The 16,598-nt window shown below is 46.7% G+C and carries 13 protein-coding genes; 9 read left to right on the top strand and 4 right to left on the bottom strand.

What is annotated here, in order from left to right:
• Positions 1 to 233 precede the first annotated feature (233 nt).
• The 5 genes from RQP52_RS30645 to RQP52_RS30625 all read left to right on the top strand — a co-directional run bounded on the left by RQP52_RS30645 (position 234) and on the right by RQP52_RS30625 (position 7,457).
• A complete protein-coding gene (locus tag RQP52_RS30645; protein WP_315955349.1) occupies positions 234 to 1,091 on the top strand; it encodes a carbohydrate ABC transporter permease in 858 nt (285 codons plus the stop codon).
• A gap of 67 nt (positions 1,092 to 1,158) precedes the next feature.
• Positions 1,159 to 2,739, top strand: a complete 1,581-nt coding sequence (locus RQP52_RS30640; protein ID WP_315955348.1) for a type 2 periplasmic-binding domain-containing protein — start codon at positions 1,159 to 1,161, stop codon at positions 2,737 to 2,739.
• 87 nt (positions 2,740 to 2,826) lie between these two features.
• Positions 2,827 to 5,079, top strand: coding sequence for a helix-turn-helix domain-containing protein (locus RQP52_RS30635; protein WP_315955347.1), 2,253 nt, complete (start codon positions 2,827 to 2,829; stop codon positions 5,077 to 5,079).
• On the top strand, positions 5,076 to 6,023 hold the full coding sequence (locus RQP52_RS30630) for an ABC transporter permease (protein WP_315955346.1): 948 nt from the start codon (positions 5,076 to 5,078) through the stop codon (positions 6,021 to 6,023). Before RQP52_RS30635 ends, RQP52_RS30630 begins: the two co-directional genes overlap by 4 nt.
• Positions 6,024 to 6,071: 48 nt before the next feature.
• Entirely contained in the window at positions 6,072 to 7,457 is a 1,386-nt protein-coding gene (locus RQP52_RS30625; protein ID WP_315955345.1) for a sulfatase-like hydrolase/transferase, read from the top strand.
• A gap of 235 nt (positions 7,458 to 7,692) precedes the next feature.
• On the opposite strand, the gene RQP52_RS30620 is transcribed toward RQP52_RS30625, so the two are convergent.
• The 4 genes from RQP52_RS30620 to RQP52_RS30605 all read right to left on the bottom strand — a co-directional run bounded on the left by RQP52_RS30620 (position 7,693) and on the right by RQP52_RS30605 (position 12,295).
• Positions 7,693 to 8,715 carry an ABC transporter substrate-binding protein gene (locus RQP52_RS30620; protein ID WP_379174242.1) on the bottom strand — a complete coding sequence of 341 codons (1,023 nt, stop codon included), beginning with the start codon at positions 8,713 to 8,715 and terminating at the stop codon, positions 7,693 to 7,695.
• A gap of 494 nt (positions 8,716 to 9,209) precedes the next feature.
• Positions 9,210 to 10,217 (bottom strand): TIGR03943 family putative permease subunit, encoded by a 1,008-nt coding sequence (locus RQP52_RS30615; protein ID WP_315955344.1) that lies wholly within the window; start codon positions 10,215 to 10,217, stop codon positions 9,210 to 9,212.
• Positions 10,218 to 10,242: 25 nt separating this feature from the next.
• Complete coding sequence (locus RQP52_RS30610) at positions 10,243 to 11,256, bottom strand: permease (RefSeq protein WP_315955343.1); 1,014 nt, start codon at positions 11,254 to 11,256, stop codon at positions 10,243 to 10,245.
• 19 nt (positions 11,257 to 11,275) lie between these two features.
• A complete protein-coding gene (locus tag RQP52_RS30605) occupies positions 11,276 to 12,295 on the bottom strand; it encodes a CobW family GTP-binding protein (protein WP_315955342.1) in 1,020 nt (339 codons plus the stop codon).
• Positions 12,296 to 12,589: 294 nt separating this feature from the next.
• Between RQP52_RS30605 and RQP52_RS30600 the strand changes: the two genes are divergently transcribed.
• From RQP52_RS30600 to RQP52_RS30585, 4 genes are read left to right on the top strand one after another with little or no spacing between them, the layout of a single operon-like run.
• Positions 12,590 to 13,297, top strand: a complete 708-nt coding sequence (locus RQP52_RS30600) for a metal ABC transporter ATP-binding protein (protein ID WP_315955341.1) — start codon at positions 12,590 to 12,592, stop codon at positions 13,295 to 13,297.
• Positions 13,243 to 14,130, top strand: a complete 888-nt coding sequence (locus RQP52_RS30595; RefSeq protein ID WP_315955340.1) for a metal ABC transporter permease — start codon at positions 13,243 to 13,245, stop codon at positions 14,128 to 14,130. The genes RQP52_RS30600 and RQP52_RS30595 overlap by 55 nt, the downstream gene beginning before the upstream one ends.
• 39 nt (positions 14,131 to 14,169) lie before the next feature.
• Positions 14,170 to 15,186, top strand: a complete 1,017-nt coding sequence (locus RQP52_RS30590) for a metal ABC transporter substrate-binding protein (protein WP_315955339.1) — start codon at positions 14,170 to 14,172, stop codon at positions 15,184 to 15,186.
• A 15-nt stretch (positions 15,187 to 15,201) separates the two neighbouring features.
• Positions 15,202 to 16,464: a GTP-binding protein gene (locus tag RQP52_RS30585; RefSeq protein ID WP_315955338.1), complete on the top strand. Its 1,263-nt coding sequence runs from the start codon at positions 15,202 to 15,204 to the stop codon at positions 16,462 to 16,464.
• Positions 16,465 to 16,598: the final 134 nt, after the last annotated feature.

The following is a 16,598-nucleotide window of genomic DNA, read 5'->3' as shown; positions in this document are numbered from 1 at the left end:
AGATTAATTTTAATTTCTCGCTTGCCCACTTCATTTATTTTACAATTCTAAACGGAATACTGATTTTTTGATTTTCAATAAAACCTTGATAGTACAAGCTTTTTGGGCAATTAATTCAAATTTTAATCATTAGTACAAAAACTAATTATATATTCACACACGCATTTTATACATAATTAAATTAGTCGGAATTAGCCGAATGACAATAGCGTTTGACGGAGGAGAGCTAGCAGATGAGTTCAAAAGGAGGTAACCTATTTTCAATTCTCAACACTATTTTTTTAATCGCGTTAACCCTGGCCACTCTCTATCCGATGTGGCGGGAAGCGGCCGTGTCCTTCAGCGGTATGGAGGAAGCAATGAAAGGCGGCCTATTTTTGTGGCCAAGAGATTTTACTACGGATGCTTACGTCAACATCTTGCATTCCCGGTATTTATGGCTTGCGTATGGCAACAGTTTATTTATTACAGTGGTGGGCACATTCATCGGCGTATTTCTCACGGCGGCAACCGCATTTCCCCTCATTAAACAAGACTTGCCCGGTAAAAAATGGTTCGTTCTACTTATTTTATTCACGATGTTGTTTAGCGGTGGGATTATCCCAACCTATTTACTGGTAAAAAGCGTCGGACTTATCAACTCTTTATGGTCGTTGATTCTGCCGACGGCGATCTCGGCGTATAACGTAATCGTTATGATGAGCTTTTTTCGGACGCTCCCCCGGGAGTTGGATGAATCGGCGACCATGGATGGGGCTCACGCCATTCGTATATTTGGCAGTGTTATTCTTCCACTCTCCAAACCGGTGCTCGCTACAATTGCCTTGTGGGAAGCGGTTGGGTATTGGAACAATTATTTGCAGGCACTTTTTTATCTGAATGACAAAAGCAAGTACGTACTCCCCGTTCTCCTCCGGGATATTATTAACGGGCAGACCATCGCCCAAATGACGGGGGAAAGCACGGGTTCTTCGACGGAATCGGTCATTGCGGCAACGACGATTATGGCGGTGTTTCCGATCCTTATTGTTTATCCGTTTTTACAAAAGTATTTCGTACAGGGGACCTTGATCGGTTCGGTTAAAGCTTAACTTGAGCTTCGGATTTAATATTATTGTTGCGCAAGATGGAATAGATTGTACAGGAGGGGACAAAACCATGTCATTTCATACATATAAGACAGTTCTTATCTTAACTATAGCAGCTAGCCTTACGGCCGCGTGCAGCAGTAACCCAACGTCCGAGAACAGCGGGTCGACAAGCGCACCTAACGTATCAGCTCAGCCAAACAGCGCATCCGGCGGCGACTCCGCCAAGGTCACATTCAAGATTTTCCGCAACTTTCAAGCACCTGAATACCCGGCAGATGGCGGTCCAGCGAAGCAAAAGGTGCTGGCAGCGCTGGATCAAGCGGGGATCAAAGGGATTGATTACAACATTTCAATGGCTTCCGGGGATGAGTACAAGACCAAGCTGAACTTGCTTGCTTCTTCCGGGGACCTGCCGGATTACTTTAGTGTGCCGGATCTCCTGACACTGAACCGGTTGACGGATGAAGGCTTGATTCTGCCCTTGGACGATTTGTTAAAGAATGCGCCTAATGTTACGAAGTTTCTGAAGCCTGAGGATTTGGATATTCTCAAATACAAGGGCAAGTTGTACGGATTGCCGCCTGGCTACCGCCCGGAGACCTTCAATGGACCTAACGTGAATGGGCTGCTCATACGTCAGGATTGGCTCGATGCACTCAAGCTGAAAACGCCGACCACGTTGGATGAGCTTCATGATGTACTAAAGGCGTTCACCTTTAATGATCCGGACGGGAATGGGAAAAAGGATACATTTGGCATAACGACTAACAAGCTTCTCGGAGCAGGAGCAAATGGGAATTATTTCAGCACGGTGTTTGGCGCTTTCGGTGTTGTCCCGACGTTCTGGCAGCAGCGTGACGGGCAATTGAAGCAGGGAATGGTATTGCCGGAAACGAAGCAAGCGCTTGCTTTATTGCAAAGCTGGTATAAAGAAGGCATTATCGATCCGGAGTTCCCGATTATGGAAGCGAAGCAAATGAATGAAAAGATCATTAACTCCAAAGCGGGCATTTTCGAAGGTACGGCGTTTGATGCTGATCCTACAGGAGCCAACTATAGCGCTCTGAAGAAGACCGTTGCTACAGCGAAACTTTCCTTCCTTACACCTCCTGCCGGCGCGGGCGGGAAAAAAGGAGCTGCCGAGAATTCGCCAGCCTATAGCGATATTCGGGCGATTTCGGCCAAAGCCAAGAATCCGGAAAAGCTGATGGAGTTGATCAACTGGTCGGCGGGCCCAGGTTTTGATCTGGTCACTTACGGGATCGAGAACGAGGATTATCAATTCGATAAAGACAAAAACAAAATTAAGCTGCTTGTACCGAATTATTCCGAGCTTTATAAGAAAGGTTATTCGAATCCGATTCGCTTCCTGCAAGTCGTAGACCGCCGTTGGTTAACGGAAGAAGCGACAGCGGCGATGACCGTTTCCAATGACCCTCAGAATCTGGTGCACAACGAGTTCTGGAAGAGCGTGCAGGCCATGAACGACTATCCGGATATCAAAAAGCTATGGGATGAATACTTCGCCAAAATTGTCACCGGTGCATGGTCCGTCGATAAATGGGATGAACTAGTCAAACGGTATTACCAAGAAGGCGGGCAAGAAATTGAGAAGCAGGTTAACGCGGAATGGAAGAAAGTTAAATAATCGGCAAGTAAACTCAGGTCGACGAATCGAATCATGCTTGAAAAAGAGAGGGGACAGTCTATGTTTAATAAAATATTCGTATCCTATATGACTATCATAGTGATCCTCATTTTGGCGGTCGGTTCGTCGTACCTGATGATTGTATCCCACGATATCAAATCCGAGCTTGCGCGTTCGTCTCAGAACGAAATCTCGGGGATGATGAAGCATGCCGAATCATTGATTGCGAATATCGAGCAGCTGTCCCTGCAAGTTTCTCTTAAGCCAGGAGTCAATGAGGCGTTAACGAATCCATATCCTTATTCCATTTTGCAATATGGAGCATTAAAGAATCAGTTAAAAGAGGAAGTAAATTCCAACAATTTATTGTATTCCATCTATTTGTATTTTCGTCTGAACAACCGGATTTTGACGACGAATGAGGGCATCTATGCGCTGGATCAATTTTTTGATAAGCAAATCATTACGACAAACTTTGAAGCCGGCAGCAGCAAAGGCTATCAGATGCGCAGTCTGAAGGATACATCACCCTCGGAGCCGGTTGAACTGCTTACTTTTCATAGGCTAGTACCTCTGACCGCCAAAGAACCTCTTGGGGAACTCATTCTGAATGTGAAGCGTCAAGCGTTCTTCGATGCCTTGTTTCGTTATGCGAGTGTGGATAGCAGCAAAATGATGATCATGGATAGCGAAAGTTATGACATTCTTTCAGAAAATAGTGCCAGAAGCAAAGCACTTACGAGGTCTTTACAATCTTTGAATGCGGGACATTCACTGTCCGATTCCTCAGGGATGGTGCAAGTACAGGGGGAAGACGAGACTTATTTCCTCAGCTATGCAAGGTCGGACACGACCCCTTGGATGGTTGCAGAACGCATTCCCTACTCGGATTACCAACTAGCTTGGAAAAGTAAGGTGCATGCTGCAACTCAGGTTGCGGTCGTCATTATTTTAATCAGTATAGCGCTTGCATGCCTCTATAGCATTCGCTTCACCAGACCATGGAAAAACATGGTGAGGGACTATGTAGAGCAGCAGGTGGGGCACTCGGGGAATATGGTGAAAAAGGATGAAAGCCAGCTGGTTGCCGAGGCGATCCGGGAGCTCGTCTCAGAAAACCGCTACATCAAACAAACCTTGGAGCAGAGTAAACCGATTATCCGGTTCCGGTTGATCTATGACATTTTAACCAATCGTGTGTTCGAAACCTCGGTGATGGCGAATCGACTTCAGCATCTTGGCATTGTATTCCCTCATTCTTATTACGCTGCCATCATTGTGAGAGCAGACATGCAGCTATTGGAGGATCAGGAAGACTACAACGAAATCCGCTTGCTGCTGTTCAGCACCATTGAGAAAGAACTGAGGAGGCGCCTATTTGTTGTCGGCACAATACTTGAAAACCATCAGTTCGGGTTTATTTTGAATGCACCTGTTTCTACTTACATGACCCAGCTAAAACTGGAATTGGATGCCTGCTGTCAGGCGGCGAACCGGATCGGGCAGGAGGAATTCGGCATTACTCTGCAGATTGCCCTAGGGGGCATTTATTCGTCGATGAACAGTTTGAACAAGTCCTACCACGAGGCCAAACGTGCGCTGCACAATACGGCTTGGACTTACCAAACCGATTGTGTCTTTTTCGAAGATACGGCGGATTCTAGAAAATGGAGTTATCCGCTGGCTATACAGAAGGAGCTGCTGCGTCGTCTTAAGTCGGTAGATAGAGAGTCAGCCAAGTTGTCTCTCGACGAATTGTTCGACCGTTATATGGTAGGCAAATCCTATACCCGAGATGAAGTACAAGACACCATCACCTTGATGATGGGCGCGATCGTGCAAGAGCTGTATGAGGATGGTTATTCGCTGGATAAGGTTCATTTGCGGTTCCAATCCGTCAGTGAATGCGAACATATTGGTCAAGTGAAGGAGCTGTTCTATGGATACATCTCCGATATCATGAACCTGCTTGAACAGTTCCAGGATAATAAGATGAGTAATGCCTACATCAGCAAGGCAATTGACTATATGCAGACTTACTACGATCGGATCGAATCCATTGCGGATATTGCCGATCATGTCGGTGTCAGCTCCAGCTATTTAAGCCGAATGTTCCGTGCGGAGACAGGGAAAGCACCGCTTGATTACTTGACCCGGCTGCGCATTGATAAAAGCAAGGAGCTGCTCTTCGTAGGCAATTGCCAATATTCCTTGCAGGAAATTTGTGGTCAGATCGGTTACCACGATGTGCAGAGCTTCATCCGATTTTTCAAAAAATGGGAAAAAATTACCCCGGGTGAATACCGCAAACTTCAGTTAGAAAAAGGAGGTGCCTTATGAGCAGTCAAGCGAGCCATCCGAAGCCTTCTGTTTTAGGTACAAAAGCAGCGCCATCCAGCTCTTTTATTCGCAAGCTGCTGAAGTATAGATATTATTACGCGTTGCTGCTGCCGGGTCTAATTTATTTTATTGTATTCAAATATATTCCGATGGGCGGCGTTATCATTGCCTTTAAGGACTATAAATTAACGCAAGGGGTCATAGGCAGCCCTTGGGTGGGGCTAAAATGGTTCCGAATTCTGTGGTCAACAGGGGATTTCTGGAATGCGCTCTACAATACGTTGCTCATAAGTTTTTATAAGCTGATCTTCGGTTTTCCTGCGCCGATTGCCCTTGCTATCTTGTTGAATGAGGTCATCCATCGCAGATTCAAAAGGATCATTCAGAGCATTTTGTATTTCCCGCATTTTTTATCCTGGATTGTGCTGGGAGGCATTTTGTTTGCTGTACTGTCGCCGGGAACGGGCTTGCTGTCGTGGTTAGGGTTCAGCAGCTCCCCGCTTATGCAGCCGGAATCTTTCCGTTCCTTACTCGTCGTCTCGCATATCTGGAAGGAAGTGGGCTGGGGGACGGTCATTTATTTGGCGGCGATTGCTGGCATTAATCCGGAAATGTACGAAGCTGCACGCATGGATGGCGCCAATCGATTCCGGTTAATCAGCCACGTGACGCTTCCGGCGATATCGGGGACGATCGTGATAATGCTAATACTTCGAACAGGGCAAATTTTATCCGCAGGCTTCGATCAGGTCTTTATTTTATCTAACGATGTTGTGCTTCATGTTGCAGATATTTTGGATACGTATGTCTATCGTGTGGGGCTCAGTTTGGGACGGTTTTCGATTGCGACTGCCGCAGGATTATTTCAGTCCTTGGCGGGTTTGCTGCTGCTGCTGTTTACCAATTGGCTGGCGCGCCGATTCAGCGATCAAGGATTATGGTAGCTTGGAAGAGAATTATAGATAGGGATCAGATGAAGGAGGCGTGATGTTATGGGAGAAAAGGGAGCAGGGCGTCCGAACGTTATCGTATTTTTTACCGATCAACAAAGATGGGATACCACAGGGGTGCATGGCAATCCACTGGGGCTTACCCCCAATTTCGACCGCATGGCGGTCGAAGGTACACATGTATATCATTCGATCACATGCCAACCGGTATGCGGCCCGGCTCGGTCCTGCCTGCAGACTGGCAAGTATGCAACGACTACCGGCTGTTACCGCAACGGGATTCCGCTGCCTGCTGAAAGCAAGACGTTAGCCCATTATTTCCATGACTCAGGATACCATACGGGGTATATTGGCAAATGGCATTTGGCCAGCACGGAACCTGTACCTGAGGAACAAAGAGGTGGCTATGAGCATTGGCTAGCCTCTAATGTGTTGGAATTTTCCTCCGATGCATACGATACGATTATGTACAATAATGACAATGAGCCTGTTAACCTGCCAGGTTACCGAGCGGATGCTTTAACGGATGCTGCGATTCAATTTGTACATAAGGAGCAGAAACGGAACCGGCAGGAGGAAACAGAAGAGCCTTTCTTTCTATTCGTGTCCTATATCGAGCCTCATCACCAAAATCATCTGGACAATTATCCGGCTCCAATCGGGTATGAGGATCAATATAGCGGACGTTGGATACCGCCGGATCTCGCTGCTCTCGGTGGAACCGCCCATCAGCACTTAGGCGGTTACTACGGAATGGTCAAGCGGTTGGATGAAGCGCTTGGCCGTCTGATTGATGCATTGCGAAGCCTGCAACTGCTAGACAATACGATCGTGTTGTTTACATCCGATCATGGTTGTCATTTCAAGACGCGTAATGCGGAATACAAGCGTTCCTGCCATGATAGCTCGATTCGGGTTCCAACGGCTTTGATAGGGCCAGGCTTTCAGGCAGGAGGTAGAATTCAGGAGTTGGTTAGTTTGCTGGATCTGCCGCCAACTCTGCTAGACGCAGCTGGCATTCCTGTACCGGAAAGCATGCAAGGGCGTTCCATCTTGCCTTTGGCGCAAAAGAAAAGTGTGGATTGGCCGAAGGAAGTGTTTCTGCAAATCAGTGAATCCGAAGTAGGCCGGGCTATCCGGACGAATCGGTGGAAATACAGCGTCCATGCACCGGACAAAAATGCTTGGGATGATGCGGCATCGGATGTGTATGAAGAGCAGTTTCTGTACGATCTTCATGCGGACCCGCATGAGTTGAGCAATCTCATCGGCGTGGAAAGCTATGCAGCCATTACGGCTGAACTGAGAGAGCGACTCATTGCCCGCATCGTTGAAGCAGGTGAAGAGGAGCCGGTGATACGCCCTGCAAAAGCTAGAAAACTGGAGCAGAGAAGGATCTCGGTTGCGGAAGTGAGAGTGCCGCTATAAAAAAAATCCTTCATGTATATTTAATTGATTTCGGGGAATACTATCATTTATTGCGTGAGAAGCGGAAAAGAAAGAGAACCTGTTTACCGGATAATGTTCGCTAGAAAAATGATATCCAAGTTGGATTAGAAAATTGTATGAAGTATTGCCTGCAGCATGGTTAAATTCTCCTTTCACATAAAACGCAACAAAAAAAGAAGCTCGGATCTATGATCCAGCTTCTTTTTTCATTTCATTACTTTTTAAGAAAATACTTTTCCAGGTCATCAAGCAGTAAGTTAGCCGCTTTAATGCCACCGGCTGTATTCCAAATGGCGTCGCTAACATGTTGAACATTACCTTTTTTAACTACATCTAAATTTTTCCATAGAGGGTCATTGAGCCACTCCTGCTCAATTTTGCTGCCTTCGCCTTTATCATTCTCATAGGTGAAATAGAAAAGCACGTCGCCGTTCATATCTGGAATTCGTTCTTTTTGCACATCATCTGCGAACTTTTCTTGATCTTGCGGTGCTGGACGCTGGAAGCCAAGTTTTTTCAATACAACGCCAGAGAATGTATCTTTCATATAAATCCGAACTTTACCCGGCATGAAGCGAACGATGGATACTTTGGTGTTGAGTTTGTCTCCAGCTTTCTGTTTGAAAGCCGTAATGCGATTCTCGAAATCACCGATGATTTTATCGCCTTCGGCCTTCTTATTCAAAGCTTCCGCGTACACACGATAGTTAATTTGCCAATCGCCCATAAGCTTTTCGGAAAATACAGTTGGCGCGATAGCGGACAGCTGCTGATAAACCTTCTCTTGGCGCAATTTATTGCCGATGATGAGATCTGGTTTCAGGGAAGCAATCAATTCCAAATTGGGCTGATTCTCGTCTCCTACGACTGTAACACCTTGCATGTCAGCCTTAATATGCTCATACCAGTCACCCGTGCTAGTAAAAGATTTCACAGCGCCGACAGGTTTGATACCCAGGCTTAGAACGGCCTCTGTTCCTTCGTTCGTCAGAACCACGACCTTCTTAGGTGTTCCTGTTATTTTCGTTTCACCCATGGCATGTTTTACGGTGTATGCTGTAGAGCTGCTCGGTTGTGCTGATGGTGAAGGTGTAGGCGAATTGCTTGCTGCTGCCTTATCAGTGGTTTGGGATGTTGTTGATTGACCGCAACCTGCCACAATAAGCACACATGCTGAGATAAGAATTAGCGCCATACTCCTGAAACTGCGGAACATCTGGACATTTCTTCGTAACATTAATCTCTATACCCCCTGATGATGAATAAAATGAGAATGATTATCATTTTCGTTTTTAATTCTATTCATATAGGGTCAGTTTGTCAAGGTACAATTGGTGAAATCGGCCTGACGGATCAAGCCTGCGCGTGGGGGTGACCGCCGCCATACGCCGAAGAAGTCATGCACGCCTAGGATTCGCGCGCGTTGGGAAAAAGGCGATAGTCATGCATCGCTTGCCAGAGCAGAGTTGTGCCTGATAACCAGCAGGGGAAGGGAACTTGAGGGCGCTATTTTGCTTAAAACTGTCCATTTGGTTCTGCTAATGGAACTGTGGTTCACTATTTCGCCGTTGCGGGCGGAAATTCGGGGGATTGGGGCGAAATAAGACCCTGTAGTTCTCCACCAATTCGCCGAATCGTGATTTCGCCTTAATAAGTGACTGGAGTTCCCCTAAAAACCGGGCAGGGCAAGATCGCTCATTGAAGTTCCTTGAGCGGGCAGAGCAGGATCAATCATTGGAGCTCCTTCAAAGGTTCAAAATTAGGATACACATACGGTGAGCTAGGTGCTTCGATTTTATCAATTTGCGTGGCCTTGATGATGAAAATATCATTGCCATTGTAGCTGCCATTTTGAACAGTTCCCGTGACCTTGACCCACATGTCTTTGGGGTAAGTCTCCGCAGTGGGGAAGTCAATCATAACGCCGTAAGGAGTCGCATCCGCGGAACAACAGCTAACCGCAAAGCGGCCAACGACAAACTGGTTGCTGGCCATATTGTCTTCCCGATAAACGAAGCCGGTGAGCTCAATTTTTTTACCGATAAAATTGTTTTTGAATAAGTCGATCGAGGAGAGGATCTCCATATAAATTTCCGGTTTCACGACGATGGTATCCTTTTTATAAAGGATCATGCCGATTTTGGAAAAGTCTTCGTCCCACTCCTTATCCGCTTGAAATAATTTCCGTAAGTCCGCATCCGTGTTTGCGGGAGCCGGCATTTCCGTGCTCGAAATGGAGGGAGCCGCTGCAGGGGCTGGATCCGTCGCTGTTGTCGCTGTCTCTGTCGTTGCTTTCGATGTTGTTGTCCCTGTAGTCGTAGTCCCTGTCGTCGGTGCCGCCGTTGTCGCCGTAAGACTCGATTTGGAAGCGGAGAGATTCATCCCTTTGGCAGCGACCATCGTACTGCTCAAGGCCGTATCCGGCAGCGCAAAACCGATGAACAGCGGCAAAATCAAAAGTCCGTACGCCAGCGTATTCCGTAATACGGAGCGGGAAACGGGCTGTTCGCATTCACAGGTGACAGGCTTTCCCCAGTAGGCGCGTAAGGCCATGTAGCCTTGAAAACAGGCAATGATATACAGGATAACAGAAGCTATTTTCACATAGATCATCATGCGCGGCGCAATGTAATACGTAAGGGCACCTGACTTGAAAAGGATCACAATATAGCTTGAGAATCCCAGTAAAATCGCTGTGCGTAAGAAATAATGAAAACTGATGATGCGAGCTTGACTCAATTTTATTCCTCCTCGGAAGCCAATTTTATAAGAAGTGTTGAGCGAGCAGCGAGCAGCTGAGAACCGTAATGACAATCAAAACCGAAAGCAGGAAGACAAATTTAGATTTGAAAATGGAAAGCAGCATGAGCGTGCTTTTGAAATCCAGCATGGGCCCAAATACCATGAAGGTTAGCAGAGATCCAGACGTAAACGAAGTCTGAAAAGAGGAAGCGACGAAGGCGTCCGAGGTTGAGCATAGCGAAAGAATGTAGGCAAAACCCATCATAAACACATGGGAACTGATCGGACCTTGACCAATGGCAAGGAGGCTTTCGCGCTGCATAAAGATTTGAATCAGAGACGTAAGCAGGGAACCGAAGATCAAATATTTGCCCATTTCGAAAAATTCATCAGAGGCATGTACGAAAAAGGTGTTTACTTTGCTTACGAAGCCGCCCCCTTGATGTGAATGCCCTTCCCAATCAGCTTGATTTGAGAAGTTAGCGCGGCTGTTGCGCAGTGGATTGCTTTTGACTAATCGATAGAGGACGAGTCCGATGATAACAGCGGCGGCAAAAGCTAGTCCTATGCGGGAATAGGCCATAGCAGGGTGATTTCGAAAGGCCATGAAGGTGGCTGCAAAAACAATCGGGTTAATAATGGGGCCGGTCAGGATGAAAACAACGGCTATGTAAACAGGCATTCCTTTGAGAATAAGCCTTCGTACGACAGGGATCATACCGCATTCGCACATGGGGAAAAGGATACCTAGCAAGCAGGCAAACAGGATGCCGAGGATAGGGTTCTTTGGAATAAAGCGACGAATCGTTTGTTCGGATACAAAGGTTTGAAGCAGCGATGAAAGCAATACACCTACCAATATGAAAGGGATGGCCTCTAATAGGATACTAATAAAAATAGTTTTAAATGCTTGCATGGACGTCGTTTGCAGGATTTCCGGCAGTGATACATTTTTGTTCCAAAAGATAAGGACCAGGAGGAGGAAGATTAGGGCGGTCATGAGGTGCATACTCGTGCGAAATACGGTGTTCGGCATTAGAAAAGGCTCCTTCCTGTTAATTCGTTTGAGAGTCAATCAGCCGCTTCTTCCAGTCCTCCTCGAGCAAATGCACATCCAAATCAAGCCCTATGAGAACAAGGTAAGGCGCTTCTTGATACGCGGCCGGTTGCCAATTCGTACGTTTGCCTGCAAATTGCAGCAGGAAAGCTTCGCGTTTGGTGCCAATTCGTAAATAGCCTTTGGCGCGAAGAAGCGATTTTCCCCATTTTTCCAAGTAATGCTCCACGAGACGTTGAGTGATCACAACATCATGCTCAATTGAAATGGCAAGTGTTTGAACACGTGAGAAAGAAGTGGCGTGCTTGGAAGCCACGCGCGGTTCTTGTACAGCTTTGACTACGCGCATGTTTATACTTTTACTCAAAGTAGGTGTGGTTGGGGGTTGCGGTTGTCTGGATGGGAGGCTGCCGAAAAGCTTGTCTAAATCCAGTTGACTGAATGTCGTAGGCAGAAACAAGGCTTGACTGTTGAATTTACGAACGGTTTTCTCGATAGATTTTAGCTGCTTGTCTGAGATGAGATCGATTTTGTTCAGAAGAAGAAGGTCGGCAACTTCTATCTGTCTTCTAAGCGTATGGACGAGCTCGCGATCTGAAGCAAAAATACTGTTGTAATCAAGCACATGCTCGGCGTCAAGAACCGTGATGGTCGTGTGAAGTTTTACATGAGGCAGCAGTGCCGGTTCTGTTAATGCATCGACGATTTCTTCGGGGTTAGCGACACCGGTCAACTCAATGAGAATGACATCCGGCTTACGTGCGACTAGTTGTTTGAGCGAATCTTGGATATCGCTTTTTTTGGTGCAGCAGATGCAGCCATCAAGCAGTTTAGCCAGAGGAAGGTGTGGAGAAACATCCAACAGAAGATGCCCATCGACATCCTGTTTCCCTAATTCATTCATTAGAACCGCTGGCATGAGGTGATAGGCGGCAGCTTCTCGGAGCATGCGCAGAAGCAGAGTCGTCTTACCGCTGCCTAGAAATCCACTCAGTATGATCACGGGTACTTTATTCATAAGGAGATTCCCTTCTCTTTTAAATGTAATGTTTACGAATTAGATTGTAGTACAAATAAGGAATAGCCGCAAGATATGCTTTTAAAATGAAAGAAAATGAAAAGGCAAGAAATAAGCATCTGTTCATTTCGGTGTTGACAATGTCATTTTAACAAGCTATATTTGTCGAAGTAATAGTAATAGTAATAATTACGATTTAATGATTCGGTTGCCATCACTATTACATGTATAAGCAGGTTCATCTTTTTTTATTAACGATTATTCGTAATTTTTACATGTAAGGAGGATTCACATATGTTAGTGGCTTCTTTAAAAGAGGTGGAGTTCGGATATAACGATATTCCCTGCATACAAGATGCGAATGTCGAGATTCAATCCGGCGAGTTTGTTGCGGTTACGGGTCCCAATGGCGCAGCGAAGTCAACCTTGCTTAAGCTCATGTTGGGCTTGCTTGAGCCATGGAAGGGGAGAGTGTTCCTGTCATCAGCAAATGAAGAGGGCAAGAGGCTGAGAGTGGGCTATGTATCGCAGCAAATCTCGGCGTTTAATAGCGGATTCCCAAGCACAATCCTGGAGTTTGTCCGTTCAGGCAGATATGCGAGCGGCTCCTGGTTCAGGAAGCTGTTGAAAGAAGACGACCGCTTGACGGAGATTGCGCTGCGGCAGGTGGGCATGTGGGATTTGCGGAAGCGCAAAATCGGGGAACTTTCTGGCGGACAGAAGCAGCGGATATGCATCGCGAGAGCCCTCACGCAAGAGCCGGATCTGCTTGTACTAGATGAGCCTACGACAGGCATGGATCAAGATAGCCGGTGCGGATTCTATCAGCTTATGCATCACCAAGTCAAAGTCCACGGACGCACAGTCATTATGGTGACCCATAATCTTGAAGAAGCAGCCCCTTATCTCAATCGAATCATTGAACTGGAAAGAAAGGAGGATGGCGGATGGAAATGCTGCACTACGACTTCATGCAGCGGGCATTTTGTGCCGGTGGGTTAATCGCGATCATGGGTTCCATTCTCGGGGTGTATCTGATGCTTCGAAGACAAGCGCTCATGGCAGATATGCTCTCGCATGTCTCCTTGGCGGGTGTAGCGGGAGGGGCTTACTTACATATCAACCCTACTTTATCCGGATTTGTTGTGGCAACTTTGGGGGCAATCGCTGTTGAATATGTGAGAAGGTCCTATAAATCCTATAGTGAAATTTCAGTTGCCATCATCATGGTTGGCGGCTTGTCTTCCGCTGTCATCATCATGAGCCTTAATCCAAGTGTAAATAAGGGCTTTTCCGCCTATTTATTCGGTTCCGTCGTTGCCGTCAATGAAATAGAGCTGCTGCTCATGTTCCTTGTTGCCATCATAGGCGGTCTTTTCTTCTTCGTATTTCGCCGACCGTTGTATCAAATTACGTTCGATGAAGATACAGCGAAAACGAATGGATTGCCGGTGAGGTGGATTTCCCTTGGCTTTAGTGTTTTAACGGGTATGATCGTGGCCGCTGCCATGCCGATTGTCGGCGTGCTCCTCGTATCCGCGCTTATTATACTTCCAGCGGCATTAGCAATCCGGATTGCGCCTAGCTTTGTTTCATCCCTTTTTATCGCCATGGGGATTGGTTTGGTTGGTGTTTTTTCAGGCCTTACAGCTTCCTATGAATTAAGTACACCGCCTGGAGGAACCATTGCGATTCTTTTATTAATCGTGTTAATCACCGGCTTAAGCATCAAAAAGTTGATCATAAAGTTCAGCAAAGTCAGCGGCCGAAACAATCTTCAAGCCGAACAAGCGGCATTCAACGCTATGCTTCCATCTTCACAGGAGTCTGCTTGATGCTCATCATCTCATACCTATTTGGAGGAATAAACGACAATGAAAAAATCATGGATAGCAAAATCACTCGTATTCACAGCTGTATCAACACTCATTTTATCAGGCTGCGCAGCCCAGTCGTCGGGCACTGGCAAACTTAACGTCGTCACTACCTTTTATCCGATGTATGAATTTACCAAGCAAGTAGCCGGGGAGCATGCGGACGTCATCGCTTTGATACCCGCTGGTGCAGAGCCTCATGATTGGGAGCCGAGCGCCAAAGATATGAAGAAAGTGAGCGATGCCGATGTGTTCGTGTTCAATGGGATCGTCGAAGGTTGGGCCGAGCAAGCACTTGCGAGTGCAGGCAATTCGAAGCGGGTTGTTGTGGAAGCCAGCCAAGGCATTGCATTGATGGAAGGGTTGCCGGAAGAAGAAGAGGAGCACAAAGAGGAACACAAGGACGAACACAAGGACGAACACAAGGACGAACACAAGGACGAACACAAGGACGAACACAAGGACGAACACAAGGAGTCTGCTGACGGTAAAATCCTGGATCCGCATGTTTGGTTAAGTCCTGCTCTCGCTCAAAAAGAGGTGGAGTCCATTGTGGCTGGGTTGACCCAAGCGGATCCTGCGCACAAAGCGGATTATCGGAAAAATGCCGATGTGTTTATCGCGAAACTCAAGGCCTTAGATGAGTCCTTCCGTACGGGGCTCAACAATGTGAAACAGAAAGATTTCGTGACACAGCATGCCGCATTCGGTTATTTGGCCAAAGAATATGGCTTGACACAGGTGCCAATCGCTGGACTTTCACCGGAAGAAGAGCCATCACCGGCTAAAATGGCGGAGATCATCGATTTTGCTAAAAAAAATCAAGTCAAGACGATTTTCTTTGAAACATTGGTCGATCCGAAGGTTGCCCAGACGATTTCCAAAGAAATCAATGCCAAAACAGACGTGCTGAATCCATTAGAAGGCTTGACGGACGAAGATAAGAAGCAGAATTTGGATTATATCGCGATCATGACCAAAAACCTGGAAGCACTCAAGAAAGCTTTGAATGAATAAGAATGGAGAATGAACATGACAGAACATATAACAGATCATAAAACGGATCATAAAACGGATCATAAAACAGATCATAAAATACCCGTTACGGTATTGAGCGGGTACTTGGGAGCCGGAAAGACCACTTTGTTGAATCATGTTTTACATAATCGGGATGGCTTGAAAGTTGCTGTTATTGTCAATGATTTAAGCGAAGTGAATATAGATGCGGGGCTTATTCGTGAGGGGAATGGGCTGTCTCGGACGAATGAGAGTCTAGTTGAAATGTCCAATGGCTGCATTTGCTGCACGTTGCGGGACGATTTGCTGAGGGAAGTTGAACGGCTTGCCAAAGATTATACATTTGACTATATCCTGATTGAGTCAACCGGTGTCGGCGAACCCCTACCAGTAGCTCAAACGTTCACCTACATCGATGAGGAACAGGGAATAGATCTTTCCCAGTTTTGTCGATTGGATAGCATGGTGACGGTTGTAGATGCCTATCGGTTCTGGACGGATTATTCTTCAGGCGAAACGCTGCTAGAACGGAGTCAAGCCGTTGGGGATGACGACACCAGAGAAGTGGTGGATCTGCTGATCGATCAAATCGAATTCTGCGATGTGTTGATTATGAATAAATGCGACATGTTGGAGGAAGAGGAGCTGAATGAGCTGGAAGGCGTTCTTCGTTTGCTGCAGCCAAGAGCCAAGTTTATTCGCTCTGTTCATGGGCAAGTCGCACCAGCGGACATTCTTAATACGCATCTTTTTGATTTTGAAGCGGCTAGCACGTCTGCGGGCTGGATGAAGGAGTTGGCGAAGGAAACGCATATTCCTGAAACCGAGGAGTATGGTATTTCTTCCTTTGTGTACGAAAGAGAGCGGCCTTTCGAGCCTTCGCGGCTGATGAGCTGGATGGCAGATTGGCCTGCAGAGATCGTGAGAGCCAAAGGAATCATGTGGCTGGCTACCCGAAACGATCACGCTCAAAACTTGAGCCAAGCCGGCCCTTCGGTTCGGTTCGGTCCTGCAGGGTATTGGATAGCCGCGCTTTCGGAAGAGGAAAGAGAAGCTATTCTCGAGGAGGAAGCTGACCAGATCCCGCATTGGGATGCCACCTACGGGGACCGAATCAATAAGGTTGTGTTCATTGGGATAGAGATGGATCGGGCAGATATTACGGCTTCGCTCGATGCCTGTTTACTAACTGAGGATGAGATGCGTAGCGATTGGTCGCTATTTGAAGATTATTTGCCAAATGCTGTTTTGGAGCTTGAGGATGCTAAGGAAGCCTAGTTGGGGAGGGAACTAGGGTCCGCTATTTCTCTGAAAAGGTACACTTTCCAGAAAATTCGATGAAATGAATAATGACTAGTCGTCATTTTTGTGCTACTATTTCAATTAATCGTGCTACTGCACACGTGAACATT

Origin of the sequence: Paenibacillus violae (assembly GCF_032461945.1) — a bacterium.
Classification (GTDB): Bacteria; Bacillota; Bacilli; order Paenibacillales; family NBRC-103111; genus Paenibacillus_E; species Paenibacillus_E violae.
The sequence above is the reverse complement of the archived record's forward strand: the minus strand, read 5'-3'. Positions and strand labels throughout refer to the sequence as shown.

Coding starts and splice junctions, on each gene's coding strand:
- RQP52_RS30640 (WP_315955348.1), top strand. CDS start 1,159: ATGTCATTTCATACATATAAGACAGTTCTTATCTTAACTATAGCAGCT.
- RQP52_RS30630 (WP_315955346.1), top strand. CDS start 5,076: ATGAGCAGTCAAGCGAGCCATCCGAAGCCTTCTGTTTTAGGTACAAAA.
- RQP52_RS30625 (WP_315955345.1), top strand. CDS start 6,072: ATGGGAGAAAAGGGAGCAGGGCGTCCGAACGTTATCGTATTTTTTACC.
- RQP52_RS30595 (WP_315955340.1), top strand. CDS start 13,243: ATGGAAATGCTGCACTACGACTTCATGCAGCGGGCATTTTGTGCCGGT.
- RQP52_RS30585 (WP_315955338.1), top strand. CDS start 15,202: ATGACAGAACATATAACAGATCATAAAACGGATCATAAAACGGATCAT.
- RQP52_RS30620 (WP_379174242.1), bottom strand. CDS start 8,715: ATGTTACGAAGAAATGTCCAGATGTTCCGCAGTTTCAGGAGTATGGCG.
- RQP52_RS30645 (WP_315955349.1), top strand. CDS start 234: ATGAGTTCAAAAGGAGGTAACCTATTTTCAATTCTCAACACTATTTTT.
- RQP52_RS30590 (WP_315955339.1), top strand. CDS start 14,170: ATGAAAAAATCATGGATAGCAAAATCACTCGTATTCACAGCTGTATCA.
- RQP52_RS30605 (WP_315955342.1), bottom strand. CDS start 12,295: ATGAATAAAGTACCCGTGATCATACTGAGTGGATTTCTAGGCAGCGGT.
- RQP52_RS30600 (WP_315955341.1), top strand. CDS start 12,590: ATGTTAGTGGCTTCTTTAAAAGAGGTGGAGTTCGGATATAACGATATT.
- RQP52_RS30635 (WP_315955347.1), top strand. CDS start 2,827: ATGACTATCATAGTGATCCTCATTTTGGCGGTCGGTTCGTCGTACCTG.
- RQP52_RS30610 (WP_315955343.1), bottom strand. CDS start 11,256: ATGCCGAACACCGTATTTCGCACGAGTATGCACCTCATGACCGCCCTA.